Raw genomic sequence first — 16,510 nt, forward strand, 5'->3', positions numbered from 1 at the left:
AGGAGGCTGTCGTCGAGATACAAGGGTGGACAACGGCGCAGCCTTGTCCACGAACGGGCATCGGCATCAGGTGGAAAACGCTACGCGGTTTTCCACGCTACGGGCTGGACGCAATCGCGGCCATGGGCCGCTCCTACATTTGTTCGGTGTACCTGTAGGAGCGGCCCATGGCCGCGATAAACGAGAGTAAAGGCACAGCAGTGCGGACCGCGATGGTCGCGATCGACTGCAACTCAATACTCGGACAGCGCGAAGCTCGTCAGGGCGAAGGCGGGGATGCCGGCGGCTTCTAGGCGCTTGGAGCCGCCCAGTTCGGGCAGGTCGACGATGGCGGCGGCTTCGTGGACTTCGGCGCCCAGGCGGCGGATCAGGTTGCCGGCGGCGACGAGGGTACCGCCGGTGGCGATGAGATCGTCGACCAGCAGCACCGAATCACCGGCACCGACGCTGTCCTTGTGTACCTCGATCACCGAATCGCCGTATTCGGTGCTGTAGACCTCGGTCAGCAGCTCGGCGGGCAGCTTGCCCTGCTTGCGGAACAGCACCAGCGGCTTGCCCAGTTCGTAGGCCAGGATCGGGCCGATGAGGAATCCGCGCGCATCCAGCGCCCCGACGTGGGTGAAGGTCGCCGAACGATAGCGCTCCAGCAGCTCCGCCATGACGGCGCGCAGCCCCTCGGGCGACTGGAACAGTGGCGTGATGTCCCGGAAGATCACCCCCGGCTTGGGAAAATCGGGCACGGCACGGATGAGGGACTTCAGGGCGGATTCGGAAAAGGACATGGCAGAGACTCTTGGGCGCCGGGCGCCTGGTTGAATACGATTGCCCAGTATACCGGTGCCCGCCCGGCCAGGGCCAACCCGCCATCCCTGCGCGCTGAATCGATTCATGTAGTGAGTCGCGTTGACAGCTACCAGCGAAGCGGACATCCTCGATAACGCGCAAACGTTTGCGCGACCACAAGAACCATAAGAATTCGGAGATTCCCCTATGCTGGCCTTTCGCCCTGCCCGCCTGCTGGCGGCTATCGCTCTCGCCTCCGCTTCGCTGATCCTGCCGCTCACCGCCAGTCATGCCACGGCCGCCGAAAAGCCCAAGGTCGCGCTGGTCATGAAGTCCCTGGCCAACGAATTCTTCCTGACCATGGAAGACGGCGCCAAGACCTACCAGAAAGAGCATTCCGCCGACTTCGATCTGATCTCGAACGGGATCAAGGACGAGACCGACACCTCCAGCCAGATCCGTATCGTCGAGCAGATGATCGTGTCCAAGGTCGACGCCCTGGTCATCGCCCCGGCCGACTCCAAGGCGCTGGTCCCGGTGCTGAAGAAAGCCAGCGACGCCGGCATCAAGGTGGTCAACATCGACAATCGCCTGGATCCCGAGGTGCTCAAGTCCAAGTCCCTGGACATTCCCTTCGTCGGCCCCGACAACCGCAAGGGCGCACGCCTGGTGGGCGAGTACCTCGCCAAGCAGCTCAAGCAGGGTGATCAGGTCGGCATCATCGAGGGCGTCTCCACCACCACCAACGCCCAGCAGCGCACCGCAGGCTTCAAGGACGCCATGGAAGCGGCCGGCATGAAGATCGTCGGCGTGCAGTCCGGCAACTGGGAAATCGACAAGGGCAACGCCGTCGCCGCAGCCATGCTCAACGAATACCCCGACCTGAAGGCCCTGCTGGCCGGCAACGACAGCATGGCGCTGGGCGCCGTCTCCGCCGTACGGGCCGCGGGCAAGAAAGGTCAGGTGCAGATCGTCGGCTACGACAACATCAAGGCCATCCACCCGATGCTGAAAGACGGTCGCGTCCTCGCCACCGCCGACCAGTTCGCCGCCAAGCAGGCCGTGTTCGGTATCGACGCCGCGCTCAAGCTGGTCAAGGGCGAGCCCACCGGTGCCAAGGACGGCGTGATCGAGACGCCGGTCGAACTCGTCACCCAGCCCTGAGCCAAGGAGAGCCCCCATGTCGTCCGAGGTCATCCTCAGCGCCCGTGGCATCGGCAAGACCTATGCCCAGCCGGTACTCGGCGGCGTGGACCTGGAGTTGCGCGCCGGCCAGGTGCTGGCGCTCACCGGGGAAAACGGCGCCGGCAAGAGCACCCTGTCCAAGATCCTCTGTGGCCTGGTGCAACCCACCACCGGCGAGCTGAGCTTCCTCGGCCGACCCTATGCCCCGGGCAGCCGCCGTGAGGCGGAAGCCCAGGGCGTGCGGATGGTCATGCAGGAACTCAATCTGCTGCCCACCCTCACCGTGGCGGAAAATCTCTTTCTCGATCGCCTGCCCCGGCGACTGGGCTGGATCGACCGCCGCCAGTTGCGCGAGCAGGCGCGGCTGGCCATGGCCCAGGTCGGCCTGGAGGCCATAGATCCGGATACCCCCATCGCCGAACTGGGTGTAGGTCACCAGCAGATGGTGGAAATCGCCCGCAACCTGATCGGCGATTGCCGGGTGCTGATTCTCGACGAGCCGACCGCCATGCTTACCTCGCGCGAGGTGGATTTGCTGTTCGAGCAGATCGAGCGCCTGCGCGCCCGGGGCGTGGCCCTGGTCTACATCTCCCATCGCCTGGAAGAACTCAAGCGCATCGCCCAGCAACTGGTGGTGCTGCGTGATGGTCGGCAGGTGGCCGATGCGCCCATGGCCGAGTACGGCACCGACCAGATCGTCAGCCTCATGGTCGGCCGCGATCTCGGCGAGCACCTCGACATGGGCGAACGCCGCTTCGGCCCGCCCCTGCTGGAGGTCAAGGGTCTCTCGCGCGCCGACAAGGTCCAGGATGTCTCCTTCAGCGTCCGCGCGGGCGAGATCTATGGTATCTCCGGCCTGATCGGTGCCGGACGGACCGAACTCCTGCGCCTGATCTTCGGCGCCGATCGCGCCGATTCCGGCACGGTGCACCTGGCCGGCAAGCCGGTCGACCTGGGTTCGCCGGCCAAGGTAGTGCGCCAGGGCATCGCCCTCATCACCGAGGATCGCAAGGGCGAAGGCCTGCTGCTCAGCCAGCCGATCAGCGCCAACATCGCCCTGGGCAACATGGCCAAGGTCGCTCGACAGGGCCTGGTCAGCGGCACACGCGAAGCGGCCCTGGCCGAGCGCCATATCAAGGGCATGCGCATCCGCTGCAACGACAGCACCCAGCCCGTGGGCGAACTCTCCGGTGGCAACCAGCAGAAGGTGGTGATCGGACGCTGGCTGGAACGCGATTGCCAGGTGATGCTGTTCGACGAACCCACGCGCGGCATCGACGTCGGCGCCAAGTTCGAGATCTATGGCCTGCTGGCCGAACTCACCCGCCAGGGCAAGGCCCTGGTCGTGGTCTCCAGCGACCTGCGCGAGCTGATGCTGATCTGCGATCGGATCGGCGTGATCTCCGCCGGCCGCCTGGAAGCCACCTTCGAACGCCATGACTGGGATCAGGAGCGGCTGCTGGCCGCCGCCTTCGCCGGCTATCGCTCCCGCGAAGCCCTGCTGGAAGAACCTGTCCCGCCGCAAACCCTTTCTCAGGAAGCCATTCGATGAGCAGCCTTCCCGTCACCTCTTCCCGGCGCGCCTTCGGCCTGGGCCTGGGCACCTACATCGGCCTGGCCGCTGCCCTGCTGGCCATGATCGTGCTGTTCTCCCTGATGAGCAGCCACTTTCTCTCCTACGCCACCTTCACCACCCTGGCCAACCAGATCCCCGATCTGATGGTGCTGGCGACCGGGATGACCTTCATCCTGATCATCGGCGGCATCGATCTCTCGGTGGGTTCGGTGGTCGCCCTGGCCGCCGCCGTGGTCAGCGTCGCCACCCTGGAATGGGGCTGGGGCATCCTGCCGGCAGCCGCCCTGGGCATGTTCTGCGCGGCCCTGACCGGCACCCTCACCGGCAGTGTGACCGTGGCCTGGCGCATCCCCTCCTTCATCGTCTCCCTCGGCGTGCTGGAAATGGCCCGTGGCGCCGCCTACCAGCTGACCAATTCGCGCACCGCCTATATCGGCGATGCCTACGCCTGGCTGTCCACGCCCTTCGCCTTCGGCATCTCGCCCTCCTTCGTCATCGCCCTGCTGGTGATCGTGGTCGCGCAACTGCTGCTGACCCGCTCGGTGCTCGGGCGCTACCTGATCGCCATCGGCACCAACGAGGAAGCGGTGCGCCTGGCCGGGATCAATCCCAAGCCCTACAAGGTCATCGTCTTCGCCCTCATGGGCCTGCTGGCGGGCCTGGCCGCACTGTTCCAGATCTCCCGCCTGGAAGCCGCCGACCCCAACGCCGGCGTCGGCCTGGAACTGCAGGTGATCGCCGCCGTGGTGATTGGCGGGACCAGCCTCATGGGTGGGCGCGGCTCGGTGATCAGCACCTTCTTCGGCGTGCTGATCATCTCGGTACTGGCCGCAGGCCTGGCCCAGATCGGCGCCAGCGAGCCGACCAAGCGCATCATCACCGGCGCGGTCATCGTGGTTGCCGTGATCCTCGACACCTATCGCAGCCAGCACGCCAAGAGCAAGGGCTGATGGCGACCATCAAGGATGTCGCCGCCCGCGCCGGCATCTCCTACACCACCGTCTCCCACGTGGTGAACAACAGTCGCCCGGTCAGTCCGGGCGTCCGCAAAAAGGTCGAGGCGGCCATCGCCGAGCTGGGCTACGTGCCCAGTGGCGTGGCCCGCTCCCTGCGCAGTCGCGCCACCGGCACCTTCGGCGTGCTGGTGCCCAATGCGGTCAACCCCTACTTCGCCGAACTGGCGCGGGGGATCGAGGATCACTGCGAGCGCCAGGGTTACAGCGTCATCCTCTGCAATTCCGATGACGATGCCGACAAGCAGCTGCGCTATCTGCGGGTGCTCAAGGAGCGCCGCATCGACGGCCTGGTGGTCGCCACCGTGGACGGCGATCCGCGCTTTGCCCGCGCCCTCGCCGGCCTGCGCATCCCGCTGGTGCTGGCCGACCGGCCGCTGGACGGCGTCCAGGCCGCGCATATCCGCATCGATCACCACCAGGGCGGCCTGCTCGCCACCCGCCATCTGCTGGAGCTCGGCCATCGGCGGATCGCCTGCATCGGTGGCCCGGCCGACTCGCCCGTCGCCAGCGAGCGGATCACCGGCTACCAGGAGGCCCTGGCGGACGCCGGCATCGCGCCTGGCGCCATCCAGCGCTGTCCCTTCACCGCCGCCGCCGGTCATGCCGCGGCCCGCGAATTGCTGGCCTCGGGGGAGCGTCCGACCGCGATCTTCGCCGGCAACGACACCATCGCCCTTGGCGTGTTGCGCGCCGCCGCCGAGCTGGGCCTGGACGTCCCCGGCCAGCTCTCGGTGGTGGGCTTCGACGACATCGAACTCAGCCGCTATCTCTATCCGGCCCTGACCACCATCGGCCAGTCGATCCGCGACCTTGGCGAGCGCGCCGCCCAGCTCCTGCTGGCGCGCCGCGAGACGGTCGGCAGCCCCTCCACCCACGACATCGCCGTACCCCGGCTGGTGCTGCGCGAATCCACCGCGGCGCCCTCTGCTCTGGAGACCTCCCATGCACCCTGACGTCGTCGTCATCGGCAGCCTGAACATGGACCTGGTGGTGCGCACCCCGCGCCTGCCCAAGGGCGGCGAGACCCTCGCCGGCCATACCTTCACCACCGCACCCGGCGGCAAGGGCGCGAATCAGGCCGTCGCCGCGGCACGCCTGGGCGCCCGGGTCGCCATGATCGGCTGCGTCGGCGCCGATCCCTACGGTGACTTCCTCACCCGCAGCCTGGTGCAGGAAGGCATCGACTGCCAGGGTGTCTCGGTGGCGGCCGATGTCCCCACCGGCATCGCGTCCATCCTGGTGGATGACCAGGGCCAGAACGCCATCGTCATCGTCGCCGGCGGCAACGGCGAACTGTCCGCCGCGCACCTGCAGGCCCAGGAGCGCGTGCTCGACCAGGCCAAGCTGGTGATCGCCCAGCTGGAGGTGCCGCTGGCCACCGTGGGCGACGCCCTCGCCCGCGCCCATGCGCTGGGCAGGACGGTGATCCTCAATCCGGCGCCGGCCACCGGTCCGCTGCCGGCCGAATGGTACGCCCATATCGACTACCTGGTGCCCAATGAAAGCGAAGCCAGCCTGCTGACCGGGTTGCCGGTGGACACCCTGGAGCAGGCCGAAGCCGCCGCACGCCAGCTGGTCGCCGCCGGCGCCCGCCAGGTGCTGCTGACCCTGGGTGGCCAGGGCCTGCTGCAGGTCACGTCCGACAGCTGCCGCCACCACCCGGCCACGCCGGTGAAGGCAGTGGACACCACCGCCGCCGGCGACACCTTCCTCGGGGGCTTCGCCGCCGGACTGGCAGAAGGTCTGAGCGTGGAGGCCGCCATCGCCCTCGGCCAGCAGGCCGCCGCCATCGCCGTCACCCGCCCGGGCGCCCAGCCGTCCATCCCCACCCGCCAGGAGCTCGCCCGGTGAAAAAGACCTCTCTGCTCAACATCGCCCTGTCCCAGGCCGTCGCCAGTCTCGGTCACGGCGACCTGGTGGTTATCGGTGACGCCGGCATGCCGGTACCGCCGGGCACCCCGCTGGTCGATCTGGCCGTCACCCCGGGCGTGCCGGACTTTCTCAGTGTGCTGCAGGCGCTGCTCAGCGAGATGCAGGTGGAAAGCCATCTGCTCGCCGAGGAAACCCTCAGCGCCCAGCCCCCGGCCCTGGGCGAACTGGAACGCCTGACCGGGAGCGGCGCCCTGGGCAGCCGCCGGCTGGTCTCCCACGACGAGATGAAGGCGCTGTGTCGCCAGGCACGGGTGCAGATCCGCACCGGCGAGTGCCAGCCCTACACCAACCTGATCCTGATGGCCGGCGTCGCCTTCTAGTCGGCGGCCCTGGCCAGCAGCCGCCGGGTCGCCAGCAGATCCAGCGGGCGGGCGAAGAAATAACCCTGGGCGTGGCGGGCACCCATGTCCCTGAGCAGTTGCAACGCCTGGGCGTCCTCGACGCCCTCGGCGACCACATCCAGCCCCAGTGACTCGGCCATGCGCACGATGGCGCGAACGATGGCGACACTGCGTGCGCTCTCGGCCAGACGCAGGACAAAGGACTTGTCGATCTTGAGGCCGCGAAAGCGATACTCGTGGACATAGCCCAGCGACGAGAAGCCCGCGCCGAAATCGTCCAGCACCACCGAGACGCCATGGCGATCCAGGGCCTCCATGGCCGCCTTGGCGCGTTCCGGTTCGGCGACCAGGGCGCCTTCGGTCAACTCCAGGCAGATCCGCGACGGCGCCACGCCATACGCGGCCAGGATGCTCAGCACCTCGTCGGCGAACTCCGGGCGCACGATGCTGTAGCTGGAGCAATTGACGTGCACCACCGGCCAGTGCGCCTGGGCCGGTTCGGCCAGGGTGGCGGCGATGCGCGTCAGCATGTAGGTATCCAGGCGTCCGATCAGCCGCAGGCCTTCCAGCTCGGGTAGAAAGGCCCCTGGCGCCAGGACGCTACCGTCCGGCTGACGCCAGCGGATCAGCGCCTCCAGCGCCGCCACGCGGCCGCTGGTGACGTCAATGATCGGCTGGAAGAAGGGCTCCAGTTCGTTGCCATTCTTCAGCGCCTTGCGCAGCGCGCCTTCACGGACCACCTGATCGGACACCACCTGGCGCAGTTCCTGGTTGAAGACCGCGAAGTTGTCGCGCCCACCCTGCTTGACCCGATACATCGCCGTATCGGCGTCGCGCAGCAGGTCATCCGGCTGGCGATGCAGGCTGGGATCGGCCAGCACGATGCCGATGCTGCAGGAGGTGAACAGGCTGTGGTCGTCGATCACCAGTGGCCGGTCGAAGGCTTCGATAATGCGCTGGCCGATGGCTACCGGTGAATCCAGGCCGCCACCGGGCACCAGGATGGCGAATTCGTCACCGCCCAGTCGTGCCAGCAGGTCGGTCTCGCGCAGGCAGCTCGACAATCGCTCACCGGCCGCCACCAGCAGCAGGTCGCCGAAGGGATGGCCGAACTGGTCGTTGATGCGCTTGAATCTGTCCAGGTCGAGAAACATCACCGCCAGACCGGCCCCGTCACGCTCCAGCGCGGCCCAGAGCTCGCCCAGGCGTTGCTGGAAGAAGCTGCGATTGGGCAGCCGGGTCAGGGCATCGTGGTTGTTCTCGTACAGCAGTCGGGCGTTGGCGGCGTCCAGCGCCCGGGTGCGCTCCTGCACCCTGACCTCCAGGGCCTGGCGCGACTGCTGGATGGCTTCCGCGGCGCTGCGCCGGGACAGCGCGGTATCGATATGGCGCGAGACGAAGGTGAGCAGCTCCTGGTCGCGCCGGCTGTAGTAGACGTCTTCGCGATAGCTCTGTACCGCCAGCACGCCGCGGACGTGCTTGCCGTCGTAGAGGGGGATACCCAGCCAGGAGCAGGCTTCCGGGGTGCCCTCGACCGGGGTGATCTCGCCCTGCTCGATCAGCAGCCGGGCCTTGTGCCGATCGATGATGCAGGGTCGCCGTTGGCGGATGGTGTACTCGGTATAGCCGCGGGTGCCGCGTCGGGCGACGGGTGCGCTGGTACGGCGCTCATCGGCGAAATAGGGGAAGCTCACCTCCCCCGAGGCATCGTCGTAGAGGGCGATATAGAAGTTGTGGGCATAGAGCAGCTCACCCACGACGCGGTGCAGACCGCCCAGGAGGTCTGGCATGTCGGTACTGGCGCTGGACAGCTCGGCAATGCGAAACAGCGCCGCCTGCAGCTGCTCGGCGCGTTCGCGCTCGGCGATCTGCTCGCGTAGCCGGGCATTGACCTCCGAAAGCTCCTGGGTCCGCTGGCCCACGGTGGCTTCCAGGGATTCACGCCGGAGGATGCGATCCAGGGCCATGGCCACGTCGCGAGCGATCACCTGGAACAGCGCCTGGTCCTCGGGGCCGTAGCGACGCTCGCGATCGTAGACCTGCAGGCTGAGCACGCCGAAGGTGCGATCGGCGCCGTCCTTGAGCGGGATGCCCATCCAGAACTCGGGGACCGAGCCCTGGCAATAGTAGGGCCCTGACACCTGCGCCGCTTCGATGGCTTCCTTGGGCAGCAGCAGCGGTGTGCCGTGCATGAGCACATAGGCGGTCAGGCACGGCCGCTCGCGATCCAGCAATTCGAAGGAGCCGGGCTCGGGCGGACTCTCGTCGCGCTGGTCGAAATAATAGGGATAGTGGATCTGGTCCGAGTCGGCATCCTGCAGCGCCAGGAAGAAATTCTCGGCATCGATCAGCGAGACCAGCAGCTCGTGGGTACGCTGCATGAACAGCTGGCGATCCAGGGTCGAACTCGCCAGGTAGGTGATGTCGTAAAGCACCTGCTGGATCGCCTGCGCCCGCTGCAGCTGCAGGCGCTGCAGGACGAAGCCGAATCTCAGGGCCAGGGCGGCGAAATCGGTGTGGTCATCGGGGCGGGCGAGCAGCCAGCCCAGCGGGGTCGGGCCGCTGCCGGTGGGATGGCAGCTGAGCCCGGTCTTGGCCGACAGCTGCGCCAGTTCCTCGTCGTCGAGCAATTCCGGCCAGGCACTGGCGCCATTGCCGGTGGCCATGCACGACCAGTTGCCACGGCGCTGATACCAGGCCCAGTCGGCATCGGCAGCGGCTGCACGCAGTTGCGCGATGATCTGCTCCGCCGCCAACCCCGGCGCATTCGGATCCGGCCAGCGTGTCTCCGACGGCCTGGCCAGGCGTGCACCTGGCGACTGTTCCTCAGGCCCTTTCATGCTGACTCCTTCCCGTGCATTCCCCGAATCCTGACACAGATGCCCCGGGCTTCGGCAACTACCGAATGAACGGTTTCCCTAGGGGCGCGAACGGCAAAGATATGACTAAAGGCCCGGATTGACTGGGACAAGAGTTGTACAGCCACGAGCCCCCTGTCCAATAACCCGACCTGCCAGACAACGCCCTGCCGCTGGGCTTGTAAAACAAAGCGCACGGGGTTTGCCCATCGATCCGAAAGACTGTCGCGACGCGAATCTCTCGCTAAGCCAGGACCACTAATAAGCAGACAGAACGCAATCTGGCGGGGCACTCCAAGCCGTTGTCGCCCCTCTCCACGAGCAGGAGTTTTCCATGACCGCTTCCAAGCAGGACAACCTCATAGACTGGCTGCGCGATGCCCATGCCATGGAGGAACAGGCCGAGAAGATGCTCTCCGCTCAGTCCGCCCGGCTGGAGCACTATCCGCAATTGCGCCAGCGCATCGAACAGCACATCAGGGAAACCCAGGAGCAGCGCCAGCTCATCGAAGGCTGCCTGAGCCGTCATGGCAGCAGCGCCTCGACCCTCAAGGACATGGGCGGCAAGTTGATGGCGCTGGGCCAGGCCCTTGGCGGCGCGCCCATGAGCGATGAGGTCATCAAGGGCGCCATCGCCGGCTATGTCTTCGAGAACATCGAGATTGCCACCTACACCACGCTGATCGCGGCAGCTGCGGAGATCGGCGACACCGAAACGCAGCAGGCCTGCGAACGCATCCTCGAACAGGAGAAGGCCATGGCGGCCTGGTTGCTGGAAGACCTGCCCGCCACCACCCGTGCCTTCCTCGAACGCTCCGCCGATCCCGATCTGACCGCGAAGCGCTGAACCGCCCGAGTTATACCGTGACTAGCCCCTGGAGGTTACATGTTCGTCCATAACAAGCGACTGCAATACACCGTGCGCGTGTCCGAGCCCAATCCCGGCCTGGCCAACCTGATGCTGGAGCAATTCGGCGGCCCCCAAGGCGAACTCGCCGCCGCCATGCGCTACTTCACCCAGGCGATAGCCGAGCTCGACCCGGGCCGCAAGGACATGCTGTTCGACATCGCCACCGAAGAGCTCAGCCACCTGGAAATCATCGGCTCGATGATCGCCATGCTGAACAAGGGTGCCAAGGGCGACCTGGCGGAAAAGACCCAGGACGAAGCGGACCTGTACCGCTCGCTGACCGGTGCCGGCAACGACTCCCACCTCACCCAGATTCTCTATGGTGGTGGTCCGGCCCTGACCAATTCGGCTGGCGTACCCTGGACCGCGGCCTACATCGACACCATTGGTGAACCGACCATCGACCTCAGGTCCAACATCGCTGCCGAAGCCCGGGCCAAGATTGTCTACGAGCGCCTCATCAATGTCACCGACGACGCCGGCATCAAGGACACCCTGAGCTTTTTGATGACCCGCGAGATCGCGCACCAGAAATCCTTCGAAAACGCGCTGCATTCCATTCAGCCCAACTTCCCCCAGGGCAAGGTGCCACCCCGCCCCGAATTCGCCAGCGTCTACTACAATATGTCGCAAGGCGAAGGCGACACGCGTGGACCCTGGAATCAGGGTCAGGACTGGGAGTTCGTCGAACAGCCCGGACCGGCCGTGGACGGCGGCGATGGCCTGGCCAGCGTCAAGCTGCCTCCGATGCAGGCCAAGGCGATCGAACAGCTCGCCACCCGCACGATGTCAGATCCGAATGCTGCGCCGGTGACGGGTGCCGACCTGGGCGCCGGCCTGGCCAAGCAACTCGACAAGAACCGTCTGGAAGAGTGATGCCACGGCGACGACGTCCATCGGGCGTCGTCGCCCTCCCCCGGCCTGACGACCTTTCGTCGGCCAGCCGCTCTCGCTCTCGACCTCGCCAGAACCTGGCCATTTGCCATCGGTCCTACTGCCGTCATCGTAGTAGGGAAAGCCCTGATGGAAGATTATCTCCTGGCGTTCGCCATGGTCGCTCTGACCGCCCTGTTCATAGGTCTCACTACCGTCGGTCTGGTGGAATTCACCTGATGGCGCTTTGCCGCCTTGCGCGCTGAACATTCGCTCGGCGGCGCAGTCTGCCGCTGTGCATTGATGCAACCACGTTGTACCGACGTAGTCAGGGACGCCACCATGAAACGCCACCTTTACGCCTTTGCCCTCGTTGCCGCCGCCGTCTGTAGCGCACCCGCCTTCGCCATGGATCAGAATGCCCTGCAATTCGAGCAGGCCAGCATGATTGCCTTCAAGAGCTGCGCGAACAAGGCGGTGATCGCCGGAACGCGCATTGGCGACACTGCCCGCTTCTCCGATACCGACACCTGCGTCGTCCAGGCGCTGTCGCAGATCGAGCCGGCCTATCAGCGAGCCCTCACCTCCCTGCAGAACAACGGCACCGCCCGACGTTGTCTGCAGACCTACTACAGCAACTGGCTGACGCTGATGAAATCCCTGCCTGAGCTGCAGTCCAAGCCGCCATCCTCGGTGCTGCTGACCGCCAATGGTGGCGAGCGCCGGCTCAACCAGTACTGGCAATTCGTGGTCAGCGCCCGCTGATCACGCCCTGGCATCCCGTGGGGAGCCCGGCTCCCCTGTTCGCCTTTCAGCCGATGGCGACATGCCCCGGCTGCGCTGCCACGCGCGCCAGCCAGGCCTGGATCGCCGGATAGTCGTCCAGTCCGAAGCCACCTTCATGAGCAACGTGGGTATAGGCATAGAGCGCAATGTCGGCGATCGAGTACTGCTCCCCGACCAGGAAGGGCGTGCGTTGCAGCTGCTGCTCCATCACCCGCAAGGCCTTGTAGCCGCGTACCTGGCAGACCTCGTACTCCTCCAGGCGCTCCGCCGGCAGCCCCTGGTAGAGCCGGATGAAACGCGCCACCGCCACATAGGGCTCGTGGCTGTATTGCTCGAAGAATTGCCATTGCAGCACCTGGGTCCGCAGGCGCGGCTCGCTGGGCAAAAAGCGCGTGCCGTCGGCGAGGAAGTTGAGGATGGCGTTGGACTCCCACAGGCAGGTACCGTCTTCCAGCTCCAGCACCGGAATCTTGCCGTTGGGATTCTTCGCCAGGAAGGCTTCGCTCCGGGTCTCGCCGGCGAGGATATCGACCTCGTGCCAGCGATACTCCACGCCGAGCAGGTGCAGCATCAGCACCACCTTGTAGCAGTTGCCGGAACGACGATCGCCATAGACCTGATACATCTCACAGCTCCTTGTTAGAGGGGGTGGCTTCCCGGATCACGCCGGCCAGGCGGGCGAGGCCCGTGTCCAGCCGCTCGGGCAGTACGTGGCTGAAATTGAGCCGCAGCAGACCGCGGTGACGCTCCGGCTCGGCGAAGAACGGCTCGCCCGGCATGAAGGCGACATCCTGCGCCAGGGCGGCGTCCAGCAGCGTACGGGTATCCAGGGGCGTTTTCAGCCGTAACCAGAAGAACAGACCGCCCTGCGGAATCTGCCAATCGGCGATATCGCCGAAATGTCGTGTCAGCGCCAGGGCGAAGCCATCGCGGCGTTCACGGTAGAAGGCCCGCACCTCCTCTAGGTGCTGGGCGTAGCGCTCGCTGCCCAGCCATTGCTGTACCTGCCACTGGCTCATGCGACAGGTATGCAGATCGGCGGCCTGCTTGAGCGCCCGCAGGGGCTTGAGCAGGTCGGGCGAGGCGATCAGATAGCCCACGCGCAGACCGGGCAGCAGCGTCTTCGACAGGCTGCCGGTGTGGATCCAGGCGCTGCGTCGGAGCTGGGCGCAGAGCGGTCGCGCCGGCGCGCCGTCATAGCTAAGCTCCCGGTAGGGCTCGTCCTCGACCAGGGTCACAGCGTACTCGTCCAGCAGGGCCGCCACCGCCGCTCGGTTGGCCGCGGAATAGCGCACGCCGGAAGGATTCTGGAAGGTCGGGATCAGATAGGCGAAGGCCGGACGCCGCCGTTCCAGCTGCAGACGCAAGGCAGCCAGATCCAGCCCCTCCGGGGCCAGACTGACTTCAAGGCAATCCGCACCAAAGAACTGGAAGCTCTGCAGCGCCGCGAGATAGGTGGGGCCTTCCACCAGCACCGGCGTGCCGACGTCGAGATAGAGTTTGGCGATCAAGTCCAAGGCCTGCTGCGAACCCGTGGTCACCAGCACCTGGTCCGCCGTGCAGTCCAGACCGTAGCCGCGCGCCTGAGCGGCGATGGCTTCGCGCAGCGCCGGCTCGCCCTCGCTCATGCCGTACTGACCCAGGCTGGCCGGCATCCGGCTCCAGTCCACCGCCGGCAGACAGCGCTCGGCGGGCAGGCCGCCGGCGAAGGACATCACCTCCGGACGCTGCGCTGCCGCCAGGATGTCGCGGATCAGGCTGCTCTTGAGTCGGCTTACCCGTTCGGAAAATGCCATCTGCCCTCCTGTGGCCCGTGGCCGGCTAATGAGTCAAACTACTTGACCGACCCTAATGCACTCCGGAAAGACAAGTCAATATGCTTGACCTAAATCAGACCACCCAGCAGCGCCTGGTCATGGAGACCTTCTTCTTCGGCTATCAGGCGTTCACCGCCAAGGCCGACGACATGCTGGCGCGGCGCGGCCTGAGCCGGGTCCACCAGCGCATCCTGTTCTTCATCGCTCGCGAACCGGGACTGAGCAACAAGGCCCTGCTGGACGTGCTCAACGTCAGCAAGCAGGCGCTGAACATTCCGCTGCGGCAGTTGCTGGAGATGCAACTGGTGGCCATGGCGACGGACGCGGCGGACAAGCGCAAGCGACGGCTGTCGCTCACCCGCGGCGGCGCCGCACTGGAGCAGACCCTTAGACGCGAGCAGATGCGTCTGGTGCAGGCCGCCCTGGCCATGGCCGGAGCGGACGCCGCCGAAGGCTGGCTGGCCTTCAACCAGGCGCTGGCCGGGCGCCATGAGGCCGAAGGTAGCCAGGACAGTTCGCTACCCTCGGTCGACTCCTGAAAACTGTACCGCTGGTTCGCGACCTCGGTGTACGGATACCCGCCAGGGACGCCTGGCTAAGCTGGCGCAAAGCCCAGGGATGCCCTCATGACCGTCGAACTGCTCACCGCCTTCATGCTCTTCGCTTTCGTCTCCTCCGCCACGCCCGGCCCCAACAACATGATGCTGCTGGCGTCAGGGGTCAATTTCGGCTTTCGGCGGACCCTGCCGCACATGTTCGGCATCAGCCTGGGCCACATGCTGCTGGTCATCTGCACCGGTCTCGGCCTGGGTCAGCTGTTCGTGCTCTATCCACCGCTGCAGATCGCCTTGCGGGTCATCGGCGGCGGCTATCTGCTGTATCTGGCCTGGAAACTGGCCACCGCCGCTGCCCCGACGCCGCGGGAGTCGGGCAGCGGCAAGCCCTTCGGCTTCTTCCAGGCAGCGGCCTTCCAGTGGGTGAACCCCAAGGCCTGGGTGATGGCCATCGGTGCGGTCACCGCCTATATTCCGGCCGAGAACTTCACCGCCAATCTGCTGCTGGTCGCCCTGCTCTTCGCCCTGATCAACCTGCCCAGCGTCAGCCTCTGGACGCTGTTCGGCATGGGCCTGCGCCGTCTGCTCAGCAGTCCGGCACGCCTGCGGCTGTTCAACTGGAGCATGGCGCTGCTGCTGGTGCTGTCCCTCTACCCCATCCTGTTCGGCCATCACTGAGGTTTTTCGATGCACGCGGCTCCACAACGCCTTACCCCGCTGGCCGATACCTCCCCCGCCGCCGTGGTCGCCGGCTTCGTCGCCATGCTGGTGGGCTACACCAGCTCCCTGGTGCTGATGTTCCAGGCGGGCCAGAATGCCGGCCTCAGCACCGGGCAGATCTCCTCATGGATCTGGGCGCTGTCCATCGGCATGGCCCTGACCACCATCGGCCTGTCGCTTAAATACCGCACTCCCATCGTCATCGCCTGGTCGACCCCCGGCGCTGCGCTGCTGGTCACCAGCCTGCCGTCGGTACCCTACAGCGACGCCATCGGCGCCTTTGTCATCTGCGCCGTACTGCTCGCCCTCTGCGGTCTCACCGGCAGCGTCGACCGTCTGCTGCGCCGGGTACCGCCAGCACTCGCCGCCGCCCTGCTGGCCGGCATCCTCTTCCGCATCGGTATCGAGATCTGCGCCGCGGCCCAGCACCAGACCGCACTGGTCCTGGGCATGGCCGTGGCCTATCTGGTGGCCAAGCGGCTGTGGCCGCGCTACTGCGTACTGGTCGCCCTGGTAGTCGGCCTGCTGCTGGCCGCCGGGCTGGGGTTGCTGGACTTCCACAGTCTGCGGCTGGAGTTGGCGGTGCCGGTGTGGACCACCCCGACCTTTTCCCTGGCGGCCACCATCGGCATCGCCATCCCGCTGTTCGTGGTGGCCATGGCCTCGCAGAACATGCCGGGTATCGCCGTGCTGCGTACCGATGGCTATGCGGTTCCGGCTTCGCCGCTGATCGCCACCACCGGCCTCGCCTCGCTGCTGCTGGCGCCCTTCGGCTCCCATGGCATCAACCTGGCGGCCATCAGCGCGGCGATCTGCACCGGCCCCCAGGCCCATGAAGATGCCAGCAAACGCTATACAGCGGCGGTCTGGTGCGGACTCTTCTACGGTATCGCCGGGCTGTTCGGCGCCACCCTGGCGGCGCTGTTCGCCTCCCTGCCGAGCGAGCTGGTGATCTCGGTGGCTGCCCTGGCGCTGCTCGGCTCCATCATGAATGGCCTGCACGGCGCCCTGGCCGACCCTGGCCAGCGCGAGCCGGCGCTCATCACCTTCCTGGTCACCGCCTCGGGCCTGACCCTGGCCGGGATCGGCTCGGCCTTCTGGGGCCTGGTCGCCGGCCTTTTGGCCAGTTTGCTACTCACCGCACGCCGCCGTTAGAACC

The 16,510-nt window shown here is 66.4% G+C and carries 16 protein-coding genes; 12 read left to right on the forward strand and 4 right to left on the reverse strand.

The features are described 5' to 3' along the window. Positions 1–233 precede the first annotated feature (233 nt). On the reverse strand, positions 234–782 hold the full coding sequence (locus PVZ72_RS12025) for an adenine phosphoribosyltransferase (RefSeq protein ID WP_273862013.1): 549 nt from the start codon (positions 780–782) through the stop codon (positions 234–236). A 208-nt stretch (positions 783–990) separates the two neighbouring features. Between PVZ72_RS12025 and PVZ72_RS12030 the strand changes: the two genes are divergently transcribed. From PVZ72_RS12030 to rbsD, 6 genes are read left to right on the forward strand one after another with little or no spacing between them, the layout of a single operon-like run. Next, the gene (locus PVZ72_RS12030; protein ID WP_133860613.1) at positions 991–1,947 is read left to right on the forward strand and encodes a sugar ABC transporter substrate-binding protein; all 957 of its coding nucleotides are present in this window, start codon (positions 991–993) and stop codon (positions 1,945–1,947) included. 16 nt (positions 1,948–1,963) lie between these two features. Continuing rightward, a complete protein-coding gene (locus PVZ72_RS12035; protein ID WP_273862014.1) occupies positions 1,964–3,520 on the forward strand; it encodes a sugar ABC transporter ATP-binding protein in 1,557 nt (518 codons plus the stop codon). Further along, positions 3,517–4,494 (forward strand): ABC transporter permease, encoded by a 978-nt coding sequence (locus tag PVZ72_RS12040; protein WP_273862015.1) that lies wholly within the window; start codon positions 3,517–3,519, stop codon positions 4,492–4,494. Before PVZ72_RS12035 ends, PVZ72_RS12040 begins: the two co-directional genes overlap by 4 nt. Beyond that, positions 4,494–5,513 (forward strand): LacI family DNA-binding transcriptional regulator, encoded by a 1,020-nt coding sequence (locus tag PVZ72_RS12045; protein ID WP_187979350.1) that lies wholly within the window; start codon positions 4,494–4,496, stop codon positions 5,511–5,513. The genes PVZ72_RS12040 and PVZ72_RS12045 overlap by 1 nt, the downstream gene beginning before the upstream one ends. Next, positions 5,503–6,411 (forward strand): ribokinase, encoded by a 909-nt coding sequence (gene rbsK / locus PVZ72_RS12050; protein ID WP_273862016.1) that lies wholly within the window; start codon positions 5,503–5,505, stop codon positions 6,409–6,411. Before PVZ72_RS12045 ends, rbsK begins: the two co-directional genes overlap by 11 nt. Further along, positions 6,408–6,812: a D-ribose pyranase gene (gene rbsD / locus PVZ72_RS12055; RefSeq protein ID WP_273862017.1), complete on the forward strand. Its 405-nt coding sequence runs from the start codon at positions 6,408–6,410 to the stop codon at positions 6,810–6,812. The genes rbsK and rbsD overlap by 4 nt, the downstream gene beginning before the upstream one ends. On the opposite strand, the gene PVZ72_RS12060 is transcribed toward rbsD, so the two are convergent. Further along, on the reverse strand, positions 6,809–9,673 hold the full coding sequence (locus PVZ72_RS12060; RefSeq protein ID WP_273862018.1) for a sensor domain-containing phosphodiesterase: 2,865 nt from the start codon (positions 9,671–9,673) through the stop codon (positions 6,809–6,811). The two genes, rbsD and PVZ72_RS12060, sit on opposite strands and share 4 nt — an antisense overlap. 352 nt (positions 9,674–10,025) lie before the next feature. On the opposite strand from PVZ72_RS12060, the gene PVZ72_RS12065 reads away from it, so the two are divergent. The 3 genes from PVZ72_RS12065 to PVZ72_RS12075 all read left to right on the forward strand — a co-directional run bounded on the left by PVZ72_RS12065 (position 10,026) and on the right by PVZ72_RS12075 (position 12,239). Beyond that, positions 10,026–10,538, forward strand: coding sequence for a ferritin-like domain-containing protein (locus tag PVZ72_RS12065; protein ID WP_187979352.1), 513 nt, complete (start codon positions 10,026–10,028; stop codon positions 10,536–10,538). A gap of 39 nt (positions 10,539–10,577) precedes the next feature. Further along, positions 10,578–11,477 carry a manganese catalase family protein gene (locus PVZ72_RS12070; protein WP_273862019.1) on the forward strand — a complete coding sequence of 300 codons (900 nt, stop codon included), beginning with the start codon at positions 10,578–10,580 and terminating at the stop codon, positions 11,475–11,477. 339 nt (positions 11,478–11,816) lie between these two features. After that, complete coding sequence (locus PVZ72_RS12075; protein WP_273862020.1) at positions 11,817–12,239, forward strand: hypothetical protein; 423 nt, start codon at positions 11,817–11,819, stop codon at positions 12,237–12,239. 46 nt (positions 12,240–12,285) lie between these two features. Here PVZ72_RS12075 and PVZ72_RS12080 read toward each other — a convergent pair whose 3' ends face one another. Beyond that, positions 12,286–12,885 carry a glutathione S-transferase family protein gene (locus tag PVZ72_RS12080; RefSeq protein WP_273862021.1) on the reverse strand — a complete coding sequence of 200 codons (600 nt, stop codon included), beginning with the start codon at positions 12,883–12,885 and terminating at the stop codon, positions 12,286–12,288. Position 12,886: 1 nt separating this feature from the next. Continuing rightward, on the reverse strand, positions 12,887–14,056 hold the full coding sequence (locus tag PVZ72_RS12085; RefSeq protein ID WP_273862022.1) for an aminotransferase-like domain-containing protein: 1,170 nt from the start codon (positions 14,054–14,056) through the stop codon (positions 12,887–12,889). Positions 14,057–14,136: 80 nt separating this feature from the next. Between PVZ72_RS12085 and PVZ72_RS12090 the strand changes: the two genes are divergently transcribed. The 3 genes from PVZ72_RS12090 (at position 14,137) to PVZ72_RS12100 (ending at position 16,506) form a co-directional block, all read left to right on the forward strand. Next, a complete protein-coding gene (locus PVZ72_RS12090; protein ID WP_273862023.1) occupies positions 14,137–14,616 on the forward strand; it encodes a MarR family winged helix-turn-helix transcriptional regulator in 480 nt (159 codons plus the stop codon). A gap of 87 nt (positions 14,617–14,703) precedes the next feature. Beyond that, a complete protein-coding gene (locus tag PVZ72_RS12095) occupies positions 14,704–15,309 on the forward strand; it encodes a LysE family translocator (protein WP_133860624.1) in 606 nt (201 codons plus the stop codon). Between the two features lie 9 nt (positions 15,310–15,318). Beyond that, the gene (locus PVZ72_RS12100; protein ID WP_273862024.1) at positions 15,319–16,506 is read left to right on the forward strand and encodes a benzoate/H(+) symporter BenE family transporter; all 1,188 of its coding nucleotides are present in this window, start codon (positions 15,319–15,321) and stop codon (positions 16,504–16,506) included. Positions 16,507–16,510 lie beyond the last annotated feature (4 nt).

It is taken from the genome of Pseudomonas sp. LA5 (genome assembly GCF_028640825.1).
Lineage (GTDB): Bacteria > Pseudomonadota > Gammaproteobacteria > Pseudomonadales > Pseudomonadaceae > Chryseomonas > Chryseomonas aestiva.

Bases quoted from the DNA above. Each gene is read 5' to 3' on its own strand.
- PVZ72_RS12025 (WP_273862013.1), bottom strand. From the start codon at position 782: ATGTCCTTTTCCGAATCCGCCCTGAAGTCCCTCATCCGTGCCGTGCCC.
- PVZ72_RS12030 (WP_133860613.1), top strand. From the start codon at position 991: ATGCTGGCCTTTCGCCCTGCCCGCCTGCTGGCGGCTATCGCTCTCGCC.
- PVZ72_RS12035 (WP_273862014.1), top strand. From the start codon at position 1,964: ATGTCGTCCGAGGTCATCCTCAGCGCCCGTGGCATCGGCAAGACCTAT.
- PVZ72_RS12040 (WP_273862015.1), top strand. From the start codon at position 3,517: ATGAGCAGCCTTCCCGTCACCTCTTCCCGGCGCGCCTTCGGCCTGGGC.
- PVZ72_RS12045 (WP_187979350.1), top strand. From the start codon at position 4,494: ATGGCGACCATCAAGGATGTCGCCGCCCGCGCCGGCATCTCCTACACC.
- rbsK (WP_273862016.1), top strand. From the start codon at position 5,503: ATGCACCCTGACGTCGTCGTCATCGGCAGCCTGAACATGGACCTGGTG.
- PVZ72_RS12060 (WP_273862018.1), bottom strand. From the start codon at position 9,673: ATGAAAGGGCCTGAGGAACAGTCGCCAGGTGCACGCCTGGCCAGGCCG.
- PVZ72_RS12065 (WP_187979352.1), top strand. From the start codon at position 10,026: ATGACCGCTTCCAAGCAGGACAACCTCATAGACTGGCTGCGCGATGCC.
- PVZ72_RS12070 (WP_273862019.1), top strand. From the start codon at position 10,578: ATGTTCGTCCATAACAAGCGACTGCAATACACCGTGCGCGTGTCCGAG.
- PVZ72_RS12075 (WP_273862020.1), top strand. From the start codon at position 11,817: ATGAAACGCCACCTTTACGCCTTTGCCCTCGTTGCCGCCGCCGTCTGT.
- PVZ72_RS12080 (WP_273862021.1), bottom strand. From the start codon at position 12,885: ATGTATCAGGTCTATGGCGATCGTCGTTCCGGCAACTGCTACAAGGTG.
- PVZ72_RS12085 (WP_273862022.1), bottom strand. From the start codon at position 14,056: ATGGCATTTTCCGAACGGGTAAGCCGACTCAAGAGCAGCCTGATCCGC.
- PVZ72_RS12090 (WP_273862023.1), top strand. From the start codon at position 14,137: ATGCTTGACCTAAATCAGACCACCCAGCAGCGCCTGGTCATGGAGACC.
- PVZ72_RS12095 (WP_133860624.1), top strand. From the start codon at position 14,704: ATGACCGTCGAACTGCTCACCGCCTTCATGCTCTTCGCTTTCGTCTCC.
- PVZ72_RS12100 (WP_273862024.1), top strand. From the start codon at position 15,319: ATGCACGCGGCTCCACAACGCCTTACCCCGCTGGCCGATACCTCCCCC.